The organism is Sinomicrobium oceani, from assembly GCF_900119185.1.
GTDB lineage: Bacteria > Bacteroidota > Bacteroidia > Flavobacteriales > Flavobacteriaceae > Sinomicrobium > Sinomicrobium oceani.
Map to the genome: position 1 here is coordinate 11,884 of NZ_FPJE01000020.1, position 15,885 is coordinate 27,768.

Annotated in this window: 10 protein-coding genes; all 10 read right to left on the minus strand. The window is 48.1% G+C overall.

The genetic code is table 11. The features are described from left to right. Positions 1 to 83 precede the first annotated feature (83 nt). Positions 84 to 1,265, minus strand: a complete 1,182-nt coding sequence (locus BT112_RS16225; protein WP_072318477.1) for an aspartate aminotransferase family protein — start codon at positions 1,263 to 1,265, stop codon at positions 84 to 86. A 30-nt stretch (positions 1,266 to 1,295) separates the two neighbouring features. Then, the gene (locus BT112_RS16230; protein WP_083564970.1) at positions 1,296 to 3,254 is read right to left on the minus strand and encodes an OstA-like protein; all 1,959 of its coding nucleotides are present in this window, start codon (positions 3,252 to 3,254) and stop codon (positions 1,296 to 1,298) included. A 191-nt stretch (positions 3,255 to 3,445) separates the two neighbouring features. Continuing rightward, positions 3,446 to 4,717, minus strand: a complete 1,272-nt coding sequence (locus tag BT112_RS16235; RefSeq protein WP_072318436.1) for an adenylosuccinate synthase — start codon at positions 4,715 to 4,717, stop codon at positions 3,446 to 3,448. 129 nt (positions 4,718 to 4,846) lie between these two features. Beyond that, complete coding sequence (locus BT112_RS16240; RefSeq protein WP_072318478.1) at positions 4,847 to 5,311, minus strand: Fur family transcriptional regulator; 465 nt, start codon at positions 5,309 to 5,311, stop codon at positions 4,847 to 4,849. Between the two features lie 307 nt (positions 5,312 to 5,618). Beyond that, the gene (locus tag BT112_RS16245) at positions 5,619 to 7,835 is read right to left on the minus strand and encodes a RelA/SpoT family protein (protein ID WP_072318437.1); all 2,217 of its coding nucleotides are present in this window, start codon (positions 7,833 to 7,835) and stop codon (positions 5,619 to 5,621) included. A 138-nt stretch (positions 7,836 to 7,973) separates the two neighbouring features. Further along, a complete protein-coding gene (locus tag BT112_RS16250; RefSeq protein WP_072318438.1) occupies positions 7,974 to 9,209 on the minus strand; it encodes a M48 family metallopeptidase in 1,236 nt (411 codons plus the stop codon). A gap of 98 nt (positions 9,210 to 9,307) precedes the next feature. After that, a complete protein-coding gene (locus tag BT112_RS16255) occupies positions 9,308 to 10,111 on the minus strand; it encodes a TrmH family RNA methyltransferase (protein ID WP_072318439.1) in 804 nt (267 codons plus the stop codon). Between the two features lie 115 nt (positions 10,112 to 10,226). Beyond that, a complete protein-coding gene (locus BT112_RS16260) occupies positions 10,227 to 11,534 on the minus strand; it encodes an amidohydrolase family protein (RefSeq protein WP_072318440.1) in 1,308 nt (435 codons plus the stop codon). Positions 11,535 to 11,558: 24 nt separating this feature from the next. Continuing rightward, positions 11,559 to 14,534: an amidohydrolase family protein gene (locus tag BT112_RS16265; protein ID WP_072318441.1), complete on the minus strand. Its 2,976-nt coding sequence runs from the start codon at positions 14,532 to 14,534 to the stop codon at positions 11,559 to 11,561. A gap of 182 nt (positions 14,535 to 14,716) precedes the next feature. Beyond that, entirely contained in the window at positions 14,717 to 15,772 is a 1,056-nt protein-coding gene (locus BT112_RS16270) for a DUF3810 domain-containing protein (protein WP_245777057.1), read from the minus strand. Positions 15,773 to 15,885: the final 113 nt, after the last annotated feature.

A 15,885-nucleotide genomic window follows, 5' to 3' on the forward strand; every position in this document is an offset into this window, starting at 1 on the left:
AGGATTCCACGTTAATAAATTTAGGAGTTGTGGTTTTTATTTCCAGCAAATTCCTCTATATGTTATCAACAAAGTAGTTAACATTAATCGTGCCATTGCTCCAGGAGCTCCAGGATAATGGCACATCCTTCCCGGATTTCACTTTCGGAAATGGTCAGGGGAGGGGTGATGCGCACTGCATCGGGCTCAAACAACAGCCAGAACAGTAACAGACCTCTTTTCAGCGACTCCAGGATGATGTAATTGGCAACATCGGCGTTTTTAACCATAATGGCAAGCATCAGCCCTTTGCCCCGGACCTCACGGATAAGCGGATGCGTGAGCAATGTACGAAAAAGGTTCTCTTTTTCCAGGGTCTCCTGTATAAGCCGGGTTTCCGTCACTTCGCGTAAGGTAGCCAGGCAGGCTGCTGCAATAACCGGATTTCCGCCGAAGGTCGTGACATGCCCCAGCTTAGGCCGGTCCTTGAGTTGTGACATCATGGCAGCAGATGCAGTAAAAGCACCGACGGGCATACCGCCACCCATGCCTTTTCCCATAACGAGGATATCGGGTACGATGCCGAAGTGTTCAAAACCGAAGAGTTTTCCCGTACGTCCGTATCCCGGTTGTATTTCGTCGAGTATAAGCAGGGTACCTGTCGCATCGCAGCGATTCCTTACCTTTTGAAGGTAATTGTCGTGTGGAAGAATAAACCCTGCCCCGCCCTGAATGGTTTCGAGCAATACAGCGGCTGTTTTCTCCGTGATTTTCTCCAGATCCTTTTCGTTGTTGAAGGTTATAAAACGGCTGCCGGGAATCAGGGGACGGAAGGCTTGTCTGCGCTCCTCATGTCCCATAACGCTCATCGAGCCCTGGGTGTTGCCGTGGTATGCGTTTGCGGCAGCTATGATCTCTGCCCGTCCCGTCACTTTTTTGGCCAGTTTCAGGGCTCCTTCTATGGCTTCCGTGCCGGAATTGACCAGGTAGGTGGTCTCCAACGGATCGGGAAGCATGGATGCCAGTAAACGGGTAAGTTCGACGGCGGGTTTCTGGATAAACTCTCCGTAGACCATAACGTGCATATACGTTTCGGCCTGTTGTTTTACCGCTTCGACGACCCTGGGGTGGCTGTGTCCGAGCGTGTTTGCCGATACACCGGCTACAAAATCCAGGTGTGGCTTTCCCGAGGTGTCATAAATATAGCTCCCTTTGGCATGCGATACTTCCATAGCCAGGGGATGCGGTGAGGTCTGTGCCTGGTAATTAAAAAAATCCTGTTTCATCATGGGCTTTCCTTGTTCGTCTTCGTCCTTCTAACGGCCCGTTCCCGCAGGCGTTTCTTTAGGTGCAGGGGGAACTTCTTTCTTTTCCGGAAGTATGGAATCGGTTTCCCTTACGGGAGCGATGCTGTCTGTCTTTACTTCCGGTATACTGTCATGCAGAGGAACTGCCGGTGTTAATGTGTCTCTTATGCCGGTACTGTCCGCAGGCTGTAGGATACTGTCTGTTTTTTCTCCCGGAGGGGGCAGTGTCAGAGAGTCTTTGGTTTTGTCTGTCGGAGCAATACGGTCCCGTAGACTGTCTTTTACGATCAGGCTGTCCGAAGTCTCTTTCGCGTCAGTCCGGATGCTGTCCGAAACCTTAGAGGGAGGGGGAACTGACTCTCGTGGTGGCAGGGTTGCTCCTTCGGTATCGAGGGCCTTTCGGTATTCTTCTTCTTCGGCTTCAATGTCAATAGGATTGTCGATTCCCCGTATTTTAACGAGCTCGACATTATTGTCATCCGCATCGAAAATATCATCTTTGGTCCGGATCATCTCATCGCCATACCAGACAAATCCACGGAGTTTCCGGGCATTTTCCGGAAGCTCGGCCTCCGGGTATAATACCGCATCGGGATTGATAAAGTAGGAGATATCCTGAATTTCACTGTTCTCGAGGGTAAACTGGATATTACCGCTTACATGCTTGTCGATACCGATGAGGTCGTTATTGTCATTACGGGTATAGTAAATGGATTCCGCGTTCTTGATGATGTCCACCACCCTGAGTTCGTTTTCCTCGAAATAGCCCAGCAGTTCTTTCCCTTTGATCTGATTATAACCGTTTTTGGAAAGGGAATCTTTCTGTATGACGAAAGCATTGTCCCAGACCCGGAGGGAATCCAGTTTTTCCGTTTCGGGATTGGATAGCAGGTTGATGCTATCGCCTGTCATTTGTGTTTCCCCCGACCATAATATGGGGCGGGTGATGAGTTGGGTGACCCCTGTTTTCTGGTTGGAGTGTATGGAGTCGCATTTTCCGCTGAGGTCCGATTTATAAAAACGGGCTTCCCGGAAGGCGCGGATAATACGGTTTTCCGGTTTACCCGTGACCATAAGGGTGTCTCCGTGGATGTATATGGAGTCCTGTTCGACCAGGTTGACCGCAACAGCCCTTTTAGTGATAAAAACAGAGTCTTTTTCTTTAAAAACCTCCGCATAATGGCCCTTGACGATCCCTTTGTTGACCGTATCGGTGATCTTGATGTTGTTCGTGGCCGAAGCAAAATTTTTCAACTGATTGAAATACAGGCTATCCCCGTTGATAATGCGGTTGTTGTAATCCACCCTGGAATTTTTAACGAAGTAGCCTTCTTCTTCTTCGGTCTTATAAAAACCTCTTTCGCAATAGATGGTATAATCTTCTCCGATTATGGTAGAGGGGCCGAACATATAGGCGTGTTTGGTGGTGGTGTAATAATCGAGACGCAGGGAATGCAGGTCGTATTCCGGGTTATCGATCTTAACATTTGTTATAAACTTACATTTTTTAGGGATGAGGTAATAGCGCCCTTCCTTACTGGTAAGTACGTTGGAGGAGTCCTTCACCGTACCGAACGAATTGTAATATGCCTCTTGTATGTTTCGGTCAAAGTAGAGCGTGTCCGTAGTAAGCGTTGCATCTGGGTTTTGTAGAACTACATTTTCTATGGCAATAGCAAGCTTTGTGTTTCCGTCGTATTCTAAATATTCGCTATTCATCTGAAGTGTATCGCCCTGTTGCAGGAATACGTTACCAAAGGCTTTCAGGAGGTTTTCTTTCTGGTAGAATACGGCAAGGTCGCACCAGAGATCAATCCCTTCGTGTTCAAATTGTACCTGCCTGTCGTCCCTGCTGAAAATAGAGGCTCCGGGATACTTTTCTTCATTCTGGTTGTATTCCCCGCTGTATATGATATTGATCTTCTTTTTCTTTTCCTGGGCGTTGAGGGCCAGGGTAAGCAAAGTCATAAGACCGACAATTATGTTCTTGAAAGCTACCGGCACGTCGTGAAATTTGTTTCAAAAATAGTTTTTTTGAACAAGGAAATTGCGGATTTAAGAGGAATTTAATAGAGGTAGGTGATATATTCCGGGTTGCAGGGTACAGGTGCCGGGATATAGGGCCTGCCTGTTGCAACCTGCAACCCGGAATCGTAAATCTACCTGTAGATCGTCTGGGTCCTGTCCGGACCTACGGAAACGATCTTCACAGGCACTTCCAGGTTCTCTTCCAGGAAGGTAATGTAATCCTGGAGCTCTTTAGGAAGCTGTTCTGCCGAAGTCAGTCCGGTAAGGTCCTGATCCCATCCTTTAAGTTCGGTATACATCGGAGTTACATTCTCTTCTTCTATAGAAAAAGGCATGTGCTCCGTAATTTTTCCTTTGTATTTATATGCCGTACATACTTTCAGGGTCTCGAAATTGGAAAGTACGTCGGCTTTCATCATCATCAGTTGTGTAACGCCGTTTACCTGTACGGCATATTTCAGTGCAACGAGGTCGAGCCACCCGCAACGACGAGGTCGTCCGGTAACTGCTCCGAACTCATTACCTATTTTAGCCATGCGTACACCGTCCTCATCGAACAGTTCGGTAGGGAAGGGGCCGCTGCCCACACGGGTCGTATATGCTTTGAATATCCCGAAAACCTCACCGATACGGTTAGGTGCTATACCGAGCCCGGTACATGCCCCTGCAGCCGTAGTGTTGGAAGAAGTAACGAAAGGATAAGTACCGAAGTCGATATCGAGCAGGGAACCCTGTGCGCCTTCCGCCAGGATTTTCCTGTTTTCTTTCAGTGAACTGTTCAGGAATTCTTCACTGTCGATAAAGGTGAGTTCTTTAAGTGTTTTAACGGCTTCGAAGAATTCCGCTTCCATTTCCGGCAGGTTGTACTGCAGATCTACTTCGTAATGACGGATCATATTCTCGTGCTTTTCCACCAGTGCACGGTACTGGGTTTCGAAAGTATCCAGCTCCAGGTCACCAACGCGAAGACCGTTCCGTCCCGTTTTATCCATATACGTAGGACCGATACCTTTAAGGGTAGATCCGATCTTGGCTTTGCCCTTGGCAGTTTCCGAGGCCGCGTCGAGAAGACGGTGTGTCGGGAGTATGAGATGTGCCTTTCTCGAAAGGATAAGCTTACTCTTGTAATCGATGTCAAATTGTTTCAGACCTTCGAGCTCTTTGACCAGCACGACCGGGTCTATGACCACACCGTTGCCTATGACATTGATGGCATTGGGATGGAAGATACCTGAAGGAATGGTGCGTAAAACGTGTTTGATCCCGTCAAACTCCAGGGTATGCCCTGCATTGGGACCACCCTGAAAACGGGCTATAATATCATAATCTTTGGTGAGGACATCTACAATCTTGCCTTTTCCTTCGTCTCCCCACTGGAGTCCGAGTAGTAAATCTACTGCCATGGTCTTGTTCGTGTTTATCTGATCTTTCGTTAATACAATATGGCGACTTCCGTCAGAAAAATAATGTGCTGTCCGGTAAAACCGAAAAGCCTGACAGGAAGCCTTAGGTCTTTATTATACGTTCGGGTATTATGATTTCTCCTCTTCTTTTTCCTTGGTAGCGTAAAAATAAAGGGAGTGATTGTGTATCTTGATATTAAAAACTTCTTCTATCGTCTGTTTGATAGACTGGATACGGGGATCGCAGAATTCCATCACCTCCCCGGTATCGGTAAGGATCACATGGTCGTGTTGCCTGTCAAAATACGATTTCTCGTAATGTGCCTGGTTTTGTCCGAACTGGTGTTTCCTGGCCAGCCCGCATTCCAGAAGTAATTCTATGGTATTGTACAGGGTGGCCCGGCTCACCCGGTAATTCTTGTTTTTCATTTTAATGTACAGTGATTCGATATCAAAGTGATCCTCACTGTCATATATCTCCTGGAGAATGGCATAACGCTCCGGTGTTTTCCTGTGACCGTTGTCTTCCAGAAAACGGGTGAAGACGTTCTTTACGATCTCCTGATTCTTCTTGTTGATTGTTTCATTTGTCATAACAAAGGACATCAAAAAATTAACACGCAAACTTACATATTTTTTTTCCGTTCCCGCAACATTTTCAGCATTCCGGAAAATTCGTAAGCTATTGGTATAAAATGTTTAAAGTGCAAAATCCGCCTGCTTATAACGTTTTTGCGTCAAATTGTAGGATAATAAACGATCCGCATAATACCGTACAAAATAAATATATCCGGAACACTTTGCCCCGGATTATCCGTTGTACAAAGATACGTAAAGATTTTGGTTTGAGATCATCCCTTTTTTACACACCTGTTAACGATACCGGGAGGACATAAACGACTTACAGTCTCGACACCTTGTCGATACCGTTTACTTTCTTCAGGTTTTCTATGAGTTTCCGCAGAATGGTATTGTTTTTTACTACAACGGTGATTTTACCGGAAAATATGCCGTCGTTGGTGTCGAAATTGATGTTTTTCATGTTGACGTGCATATTGTTGGAGATCACTTTGGTAACGTTGTTTACCAGTCCCATGTTGTCTATTCCGGACAGGCTGAGCATGGCTACGAATTCCTGTTGTGTGGAGTCTACCCATTTGGCCGAAATAATACGGTAGGCGTAATTGGATTGCAGTGCTATGGCATTCGGACAGTCCTTTTTGTGTACTTTGATACCCTCGTTGACCGTGATAAAACCAAAAACGTCATCACCGGGGATGGGGTTGCAGCAATTGGCCAGTTTATAGCTCAGCTTTTCCTCTTCCTTTCCGAAGACCAGCATATCGTATTTGGCGGTAACTTCTTCCTTGTGCAATTCTTCCTGCGGTGGGGCCGAAGGGGTTTTGCGCATCCGGTTCTTGAAGAAGTTGATAAAAGTATTGGTACGTGACGCCGCGAAGTTCTTGAGCATCTGGTTGTCGATCGTACCGATACCTACCCGGAAAAACAGGTCGAGACTGGTTTTTAGCTTGAAATACACGACCAGTTCGTTGACGACTTTTTCGCTCAGGGTTATTTTGAGATGTTTCAGTTTTCGGCGCAGGAGTTCCTTGCCCTCTTCGCCGATCTGTTTCTTATCTTCTTTGAGCGAAGTCTTTATTTTGGCCCTTGCCCTTGCCGTAGTGGCGTAATCGAGCCAGTTGGCATTGGGTTTGGAATGATCGGAGGTGATGATCTCCACCTGGTCCCCGCTTTTCAGTTCATAACTCAAAGGCACCAGTTTACTGTTTACACGGGCGCCGCGGGTATGCATACCTACTTCGGTGTGAATGTTAAACGCAAAATCGAGTGCGGTAGCCCCTTTGGGAAGCGATTTGAGTTCTCCCTTGGGCGTAAAGACAAAAATCTCTTTGGAGTACAGGTTAAGCTTGAACTCTTCCACAAAATCCACGGCATTCGCATTGGGGTTTTCGAGCGCTTCCTGTAACCTGTTGAGCCAGATCTCTATACCCTGTTCTTTCTGGTCGCCATGCTTGTATTTAAAGTGTGCCGCATATCCTTTTTCGGCAATTTCGTGCATGCGTTCGCTTCGGATCTGTACTTCGACCCAGCGTCCCTTAGGCCCCATAACCGTGATGTGCAGCGCTTCATACCCGGTAGATTTGGGAGAAGATATCCAGTCGCGAAGACGAACGGGATTGGGACGGAAATGATCGGTAACTATGGAATATATTTTCCAGGCGAGAAACTTCTCATTTGCCGCATCGGATTTATAGATGATCCGGATGGCAAACTTGTCATACACCTCGTCATAACTTACGTTCTGGACTTTCATCTTTCTTCGGATCGAGAAAATAGATTTTGGCCTTCCCTTGATCTGGTAATTCAGTCCTTCCTTGTCCAGGCTCTCCCGGATAACATCCGAAAATGAAGTGATATAGGCTTTCTGATCTTCTTTACTCTCTTCGACTTTACTGAGGATATCGTTATACACATCCGGTTCGGTATATTTCAGTCCCAGGTCTTCCAGCTCTGTTTTTATATTGTACAGGCCTATCCGGTGGGCCAGCGGAGCATAAATATACAGGGTTTCGGAGGCTATTTTTACCTGCTTGTGTTCCGGCATGGATTCCATGGTCTGCATATTGTGCAGCCGGTCTGCGATCTTAATGATGATTACCCGGGCATCATCGTTCAGTGTGAGCAGCATTTTCCGGAAGTTCTCCGCCTGAAGGGATATATCCTTCTCTTTGCTCAGGTGAGAGATCTTGGTCAGTCCGTCTACGATAACCGCTACGGTTTTCCCGAACATTTCTTCGATATTATCCAGGGAGTATTCCGTATCCTCAACCACATCATGAAGCAGTGCTGCGGCGATAGAAGTCGCATCCAGCCCGATTTCCGAAGCCACGATCTTGGCTACCGCTATAGGGTGGAAAATATAAGCTTCCCCGCTTTTACGCCGCTGGTCTTTATGAGCATCAACAGCCGTGTCAAAAGCTTTACGGATGAGTTTTTTGTCCTCATCACTAAGCGTCTGGTAGCTGATGCGCAGCAACTCTTTATATTGCTTGGCAATTTCTTTGTTTTCTTTTTCCGTATCGATCACTACAGCCATACAAGCACTTTCTTTTATCGGTTACAAGGTTTATCTACAGCCTGCTTTCCTGTTGAGGTCCCGGGAAGTGCGGCGGCTATACATAAAGTTAATAAAACTTTATAAATAATCTGCAAATATCATGCCTTTAATCGCAGATCATCCTTTGCGAAGGTTCTGTACACGTTGCAGGAGGGTAGGGTGGGAATAATGCATCTTTACGTAAGCCGGATGCGGGGTGAGATTACTCAGGTTCCCGGCCGACAGTTTTTTAAGAGCGGAGATCAGCGGTTCGGCACCGAAGCTCTCCCGGGCGTAGTCATCCGCCTGGTATTCGAATACTCTGGAGCAGTAATTCATAATAAAACCGGTCAGTTCCGAAATGGGGCTGTAGAGTATCCCGAAGGCGATCAGCCCGATATGAAAACTGCGTTCCGGTACCCCGAGCGCGTATGACAGTTCGGGGATCTGTATGCATAGCGAAAGTATGTAAAGAGTGATCCCCGTAAGGAAAAGAGAGGTCCCCATAGTAAACAGTATGTGTTTTTTCTTATAGTGGCCTACTTCATGGGCCAGTACGGCGACGATCTCATCGGTTTCCAGGTCATTGATCAGGGTATCGTAGAGCGTGATCCTTTTTTGTGATCCGAAACCGGAAAAATAGGCATTGGCCTTGGTAGAGCGTTTGGAACCGTCGATGACAAAGATATTGTCGAGGGTAAACCCTGCGGCAGCAGCATATTTTTCGATAGCGGAACGAAGTTCGCCTTCCTCAAGGGGCGTCTGTTTGTTGAAAACAGGGACAATGAGTTTGCTGTAGAACATATTGGTGAACACGGTAAACACGGCAACTGCAATCCAGGCATAGATCCAGAAGTCAGGTCCGGCGATGTCGTAAAACCAGATGATAAGTGCCAGTATCCCGCCACCAAGAAGCCCACCTATAAGCCACCCCTTTAGTTTGTCGAGAAGGAAAGTTTTTACGGAAGTTTTGTTGAACCCGAATTTTTCCTCGATCACAAAGGTATGGTAATACGCAAACGGGGTGGTAAGGATGTCAGAGGCCAGGAATATGATTCCGAAGAAAAGCAGGGCAATACCGATCTCGTTGTCCGTGATGCTCCGGGCTATACGGTCGACATAGGCAAAACCGTCCAGAAAAAAGAAGGCCAGGGTAAGCAGCAGGGAAAAAGCGGCCGACAGCCTGGAAAAATTATAGTTTGCTTTTTTGTACGCCTGGGATTCGAGGTATTTTTTATCGCTGTAGATATCACGGAGTATTCCGGGAACAGCATCGTTAAAATGCCGTGCATTCAGGTAGTCGATACACTGGTCTATGACAAAGTCGAGGACCAGGATACCTATAATGATATAAAACAGTGTGGCGGGAGTCATGTGTTTGTTAGGTTTTATCCCCGATCGTTACGCAACTGCGGGTTATGGAAGGTGCCGGAAAGAAACAGCTTCACCGGGATCGGGATATTGTTGTACAGCTATAAAAATTGTCGTTGTCTTTTGGCTTCGAAGATGAGGATGGCGGCACTGACCGAAACATTCATCGAGTCGATTTCTCCCTGCATGGGAATAATAATATTCTGGTCCGAATTGTCCAGCCAGGCAGCACTGAGTCCTGTGGCTTCCGTACCTACTATGAGGGCAGTGGCACCTGTGTAATCGCAGGTATGATAGGGTACCGATGCGGTAAGTGCGGCACCGTATATGCCTACATCGTGCTTACGCAGAAAAGCAATGACTTCTGCTGTAGTTCCCGTAGCGATATTTCTTGTAAAGAGACAGCCTACGCTCGACCGGATGATATTGGGATTATACAGGTCGGTTTTCGGATTGGCAATAATAACCGCATCGGCATCAGCCGCATCGGCCGTACGGAGGAGAGCTCCGATATTTCCCGGTTTTTCCGGGGCCTCGGCTACGAGGATCAACGGATTTTTCCGGGGCATAGGAAGCGCATCGAGGTGGTGTTCCCTGCCTTCGGCAATAGCGAGGGTCCCTTCTGTGGTTTCGCGGTAAGCGAGTTTCCTGTAGACATCCCCGGACAGCGCTATGAGCTCGGGGGGAGTCTGGAGACCAGTACACTGCTCCCGGATAGTTTCGGCAGTACAGATGGTATCGTCAAAAAGAACGGACCGGATAATATAGCCGCCTTTTATGGCCAGCGACAGTTCTCTCCGGCCTTCTATAATAAATAATCCCGAGCTTTTACGGGCCCTGGATTTTTCTTTGAGCTGGATGATCTGTTTTACCAATGGATTCTGAACGCTGCTTATTGTTTTCAAGTCCGGATGTTTTAAAGGCAAAAATACAAATCTTACGCTTACCCGAACTATAAATAAACAGGGCCGTCTTTCGGATAAAAAAGACGGCCCCGGGTGTGTACTACACAAACATTGGCTATTGTCCGGCCTCGTATTTGCCCATGTAGCGTTTCCATAATTGGGTCTGGTGTGATTCCAGGCTTATTTCCCGGCCTTGTATGTAGGCATGGGGTATACTATTTGTGCGCATGTCCAGGGCATCCCCTTCGGAGATAAACAAGGTCGCATCTTTCCCGGTTTCCAGGGTTCCCGCAAAAGCATCGATACCCAGTATACGGGCATTATTCCCGGTAATAAGCTGTACCGCTTTTTCCTTGTCCAGTCCGTAAGCCGCAAAAGTACCGGCATAGAAGGGCAGGTTCCTCGTATTCATACGCTCCATGGCCCCGCTCATTTCAAGGCCTACCAGTACGCCTTTGTCCGACAGCATTTTGGCCAGCAGGTACGGTTGTTTTACATTGTCATCTTCTCCCGAAGGCAGCCTGTGGGGTCTGCTCAGAATGACGGGAACATCGTTTTCGACCAGCAGGTCGGCAACCTTCCAGGCTTCGTTTCCACCGACGACAACCATGTGCCGAATACCGTTTGTTTTGGCAAAGCGGACTACATCGGCGATTTCCTTTTCGCCGTCTACATTGACATAAAGTTTCTGAGAGCCATCGAACAATCCGGAAACAGCCTGGTAAGGAAGGTTTTCGGGAGATTTCGGGCCGCTCAGATACGTTTTGGCCCCGCTGATAAAAGTCCTGATCTCCCCGATCTCTTTTTCGTAATCTTTATTGGGAACAAATTCACTCGGTCCGCTGAAGCCCCATCCTTTAGACCGGAAAGCACTGGGCCAGTGCAGGTGAATACCGTCGTCGGTCTTTATGGCTGCATCTTCCCAGTTCCAGGCATCGAGCTGAACGACCGAGGATGTCCCGGATATCAGTCCGCCTCGTGGCGCTACCTGGGCCATGAGGATCCCATTGGGGCGACAGCTTTCCACAACCTTGGATTCGCTGTTATAAGCTACAATACTCCGAACGTGGGGGATGAGGTCGCCCGTGTCCGACTGGTCGTTACTGGCGCGTACCGCATCGACCTCTACAAGGCCGAGTGTGGAATTTGCTGCTATAAATCCGGGGTAAACGTGTTTTCCCGAAGCATCGATAACCCGGTCGTATGCACCTGTCGTAACCCCGGAAAGTGGTCCGGCATAGGTGATTTTTCCGTCTTTGAAGCCTATGGCACTGTTATTTATGGTACTTCCGTTACCTATATGTGCAACTGCACCGGTGATCAGTACGGAGGCTGTCTGTCTGGGGGCCGGGGTCTGTTGGGCTATGCCCCAGGTACCTGTCAAAAGGGCTGCACCGCAGAGTATATTTTTGAGTTTTAACATGATCTTTCTTTTAAGGGATAAACATTAAATTCCGTACACTTCGGTATCGCAGTGGAAATGCTTTTCGTCGGTCTTCTTCGGGGCCTGGGTTTTCATTCCCTTGTTTTTGGCTTCGATCATCTGGTTGATCAGCGTGTTGCGTTCCTGTGCGATATTCGCCTGCATTTGTTTCATGGTTTCGTAATCGTAGTACGGCACGCCTTCGATCAGTGTTTTTTCGGCGATCGCGTAGATGGATAACGGATGATCGCTCCAGAGCACCACATCGGCATCTTTACCTTCTTTGATGCTTCCTACCCGGTGATCGAGGTGAAGCATTCTGGCCGGGTTGATCGTCACCATTTTCCACGCTTCCTCTTCCGAAACCCCACCGTATTTCACGGTTTTCGCAGCCTCCTGGTTCAACCGGCGCGACATTTCCGCGTCGTCGGAATTGATAGCGACATTCAGTCCCTGACTGTGCATAATGGCCGCATTATACGGAATGGCATCGTTGACCTCAAACTTATACGCCCACCAGTCCGAAAAGGTAGAGGCCCCTACCACACCGTGCGCTTTCATTTTGTCTGCTACCTTGTAACCTTCGAGGATATGGGTAAAAGTGTTTACCGGGAAATCGAATCTTTCCGTGACTTTCATCAGCATATTGATCTCACTTTGTACATAGGAGTGGCAGGAAATAAAGCGTTCTTTGTTAATGATTTCGGCCAGCGTCTCCATTTCGTAATCAAAACGATAGGGCTTTCCGCTTTTCTTAAGGGCATCGTATTCTTTGGCACGCTGGAAATAGTCCATATACACCTGTTCCACACCCATACGGGACTGCGGGAAACGTACGGTCTGAAGATCTCCCCAGTTCGATTGCTTGACGTTTTCCCCGAGCGCAAACTTGATGAACTTCGGGGAATTCTTATAGATGAGTTCCGCTGCGGGAAGTCCCCATTTGAGTTTTATAATGGCAGATCGCCCGCCTATGGGATTTGCAGAACCGTGAAGGATCTGTATGGAAGTGACCCCTCCGGAAAGGTTGCGGTAGATATTGATGTCGTCCGCATCAATGACATCTTCCATAAGCACTTCTGCCGAAGAGTTGTGCCCGGCTTCGTTGATGGAGGCGGCTGCAATATGGGAGTGCTCATCGATGATTCCTGCGGTGAGGTGTTTGCCGGCGGCATCGATAACACGGGCTCCTCCTGCGGAAAGGTCTTTGCCGATCCGTGCTATTTTTCCGTTTTTGATCAGGACGTCGGTATTTTCGAGGATTCCTGCATCTTCACTGGTCCATACGGTAGCATTTTTGAACAGTATATTTTCCTGTTTCGGAAGTTCCGGAAATCCGTAAGCCTTGTTAGGGTAAGTGACTGCGGCTGTCTCCGGAAGGAATTTTTCTTCCTTTGCCGTGTCTTTGCTCTCCTTGTGGCCCGCTGTCCTGGTCGCTGTCCAGCTTCCTTCGGTGCCGTTGCCGCGTACTGTTTTTCCCCCGAATTTTTCCGGGGTAGCGACCAGTCCGCTCAGCCTCAGGAAACCGTCTTTGCCGCTATCCGGTGCAAAAAAGAGATTAAACCATCCGTTCTGATAGGTGAGTTTGCTGCCGATTTTTTCCGTGCCGGCAGTAAGTTCGGGTTTGGGCGATGCAGCTTCCCCGGTCATAGTCAGGGTATATGTTGTACCTCCGGCATTCAGGGTGTATGTTCCGCGGATATCCTTGATGTCCATGTCCTCCATAATATGCCGGGCACCCAGCACCCAGTTTTCGTACAGTATACTTTCCTTGTCAAAAAGATCTCCCGACGTGATGAGGAAGTTGGCATAACTCCCGGTTTTAAGGTTCCCGATATCGCTTTTTCCCAGAAGTCCGGCCGGAATTGTGGTGAGGGCTTCCAGGGCTTTGGTCTTTTCCAGCCCGTAATCGACAGCCCGTATGAGATTGGTTTTAAAGTTATCCGTTTTCTCCAGTCCGGATAAGGTCAGGGCAAAGGGTATCCCGTTTTTGGCCAGCGCTGCCGGGTTTCCCGGGGCCTGGTTCCAGAGCCGCATATCGGCCAGGGAGACTTTGGAGGCCTGGTACGGATCGGTAACGTCGTATGCATCCGGAAAACCGAGCGGGAGGATATAGCTTGCCCCGGTGGCTTTGATCTCACGGATACGCTGGTATTCGTCGCCACCGCCTTTGATAATATAGGTAAGGCCAAACTCTTTTGCGATCTTAGCAGCACGAAGATCGTTCTGATAGCTGCCTGCGTCGAAGATCTGAGGAAGCCCCTTATGGGCATTGAGGGCCTCCAGGGCAAAATCCCTGTTTTCGGCATGTCCGCCGGCATACCATTCGGCATCCTTATACATCTGACGGATCAGGGCCATGGCCCCCATCAGTGACGTAGGATAGTTTTGTGCGGAGGCTACACTTTTTACAAAAGAAAGGTGTTGTGCCGCCTTTTCATCCAGGATACGCATGTCGTAACGGTCGGTAGAGTCCAGGGCAACCAGTACGCTGGTACCTCGTACGATCCCGTCGGCAACGTGAGTATTCACGGTCCCGAAACCGGCCTGTAACAGTTTTTTGGCTTCGTTACTGTCGAAAGCGAAGGCATCGAAAGCATTTTTGTCCGGCATGATATGATCGTTCCAGTAAAAGCCTTTTCGCGAGGCATCGTATTGCGGAGAGCGTCTTCCGCGGCCCTGACGTGCCGGCTTCTTTACACCGAATTCACTGTGTATATCTATAAACGACGGGTAAATGTGTTTACCCTGCAGGTCTATCACAAGACTATGGGCAGGTACGGAAACCTTCCGGCCTGCAGCGATGACTTTGCCGCGTTGTATCAGCAGGGTTCCGTTATCGATAATTTGAGTGGGGGTGACATAAATCTTTGCATTGGTAAATGCGGTGTAATGATGGTCCGTGGTTTTGACACCGTCATTTTTAGGGAAGTATTCCTGGGCATAAAAGGTAAACGAGCACAGAAATACCAGTAGTAAAACGGGTAGCCTTTTTCTCATAACTTATTTGAATTAACGTTAGTAGGCTTAAAGTTAATACAACTGTTAAAAAGCATCCGTTTGTTAAGTAAAATTTAACTTTTGATTGTCAAACTATAAAAGCACAGTCGTCTTTATTCCTTTTTCTTTACTAAGAGGAGGAATTTGTTTCGACAGGCTCCGGAGGGAATGAGAAACAGCAGTTACAGGGGATGTTCTTTGTGATAGTTAACAAGGAGTGCTACCACATAGCTGTAGGTACGGATACCATCGGCCTGGTTATTGGCTTTGAGATAGGCGTTGAACGTATTTTTAAACAAGGGTTCGGCCGGGTTCTCGTAGGTACTCCAGAAAAGGGCAACTTCTTCGTAATTGCTGAGAATGCCCGGGTGTATTTTAGCTTTGAGGTCGGCAAAACGGTCTTTGTCCCTCCGGAAGACTTCGTTGAGACAGTACCGGAGCATATAGGCATAGCCCGAAAAGCGAAAGTAGGGATCGTCGTGTGCCGTTGCGGCGAGGTACCCCACGAAATTGGCTTCGTTTTCGGCGGAAAAACCGATCTGGTGGGCTTCTTCATGACAGGTGATAAGCGGGTAACGGTAGTCGAGGCGCAGACTGTTTACCTGGGCCTCGTTGGTAAACGGGTTCAGGTAACCGCTGTATCCCATATAGGTAAGCGGCAGGGAGATCAGCGAACTTTTTATACTCGGTGGTGTGTAGGATAGTCCGGGATATCCGGTAGCCAGGCGGGCATAGCCCGATACCGACATCTCGTAGATATCCTGCCGTGTGTACGGAAGCTGTACGGCAAGAGAGTCGTTTCCGGTAATTTCCTTTTGCAGTGTATTGGTCCGGGTAATGAGTTTTTCTGTAAAATCGACCAGTTCTCCGGTAGAATAGGTATTTCCGATACCCAGTGTTGTGTGAATAGGGGGGCGGTAATAGTTCATGCCCCAGAACAGGTGAAAGGTGAAATACAGCATGGCGATGACAACCAGGATCTCGCGGAAGAAAAACCAGGGACGCCGGCGCAGTAACCTGATATTGCATATAAAAAACCGGATGATAAAAATCCCGGCAAGCATATAAAGAATATCACCTACCGAAAAAGGGATCCATCCCAGGGTGTAACGGCAGGCTTTAGCTATCAGGGGGTAGATCCCGTTGCTGTAATACTGCGCTACGAAATCCGGTACCCGCGCCAGCAGTTTTACGACTATAATCTGGGGAATGACGGACAGGGCAAGTATGGTCTTCATTTTGTCGGACATGGGATAAAAATAGGGAAATAAATGCTTTGATACCGATAAATGTCATAAATTCGGAGGTACGGTCATTTGAAGAATACCCGGGCCGGTTCTTCCGGATACTT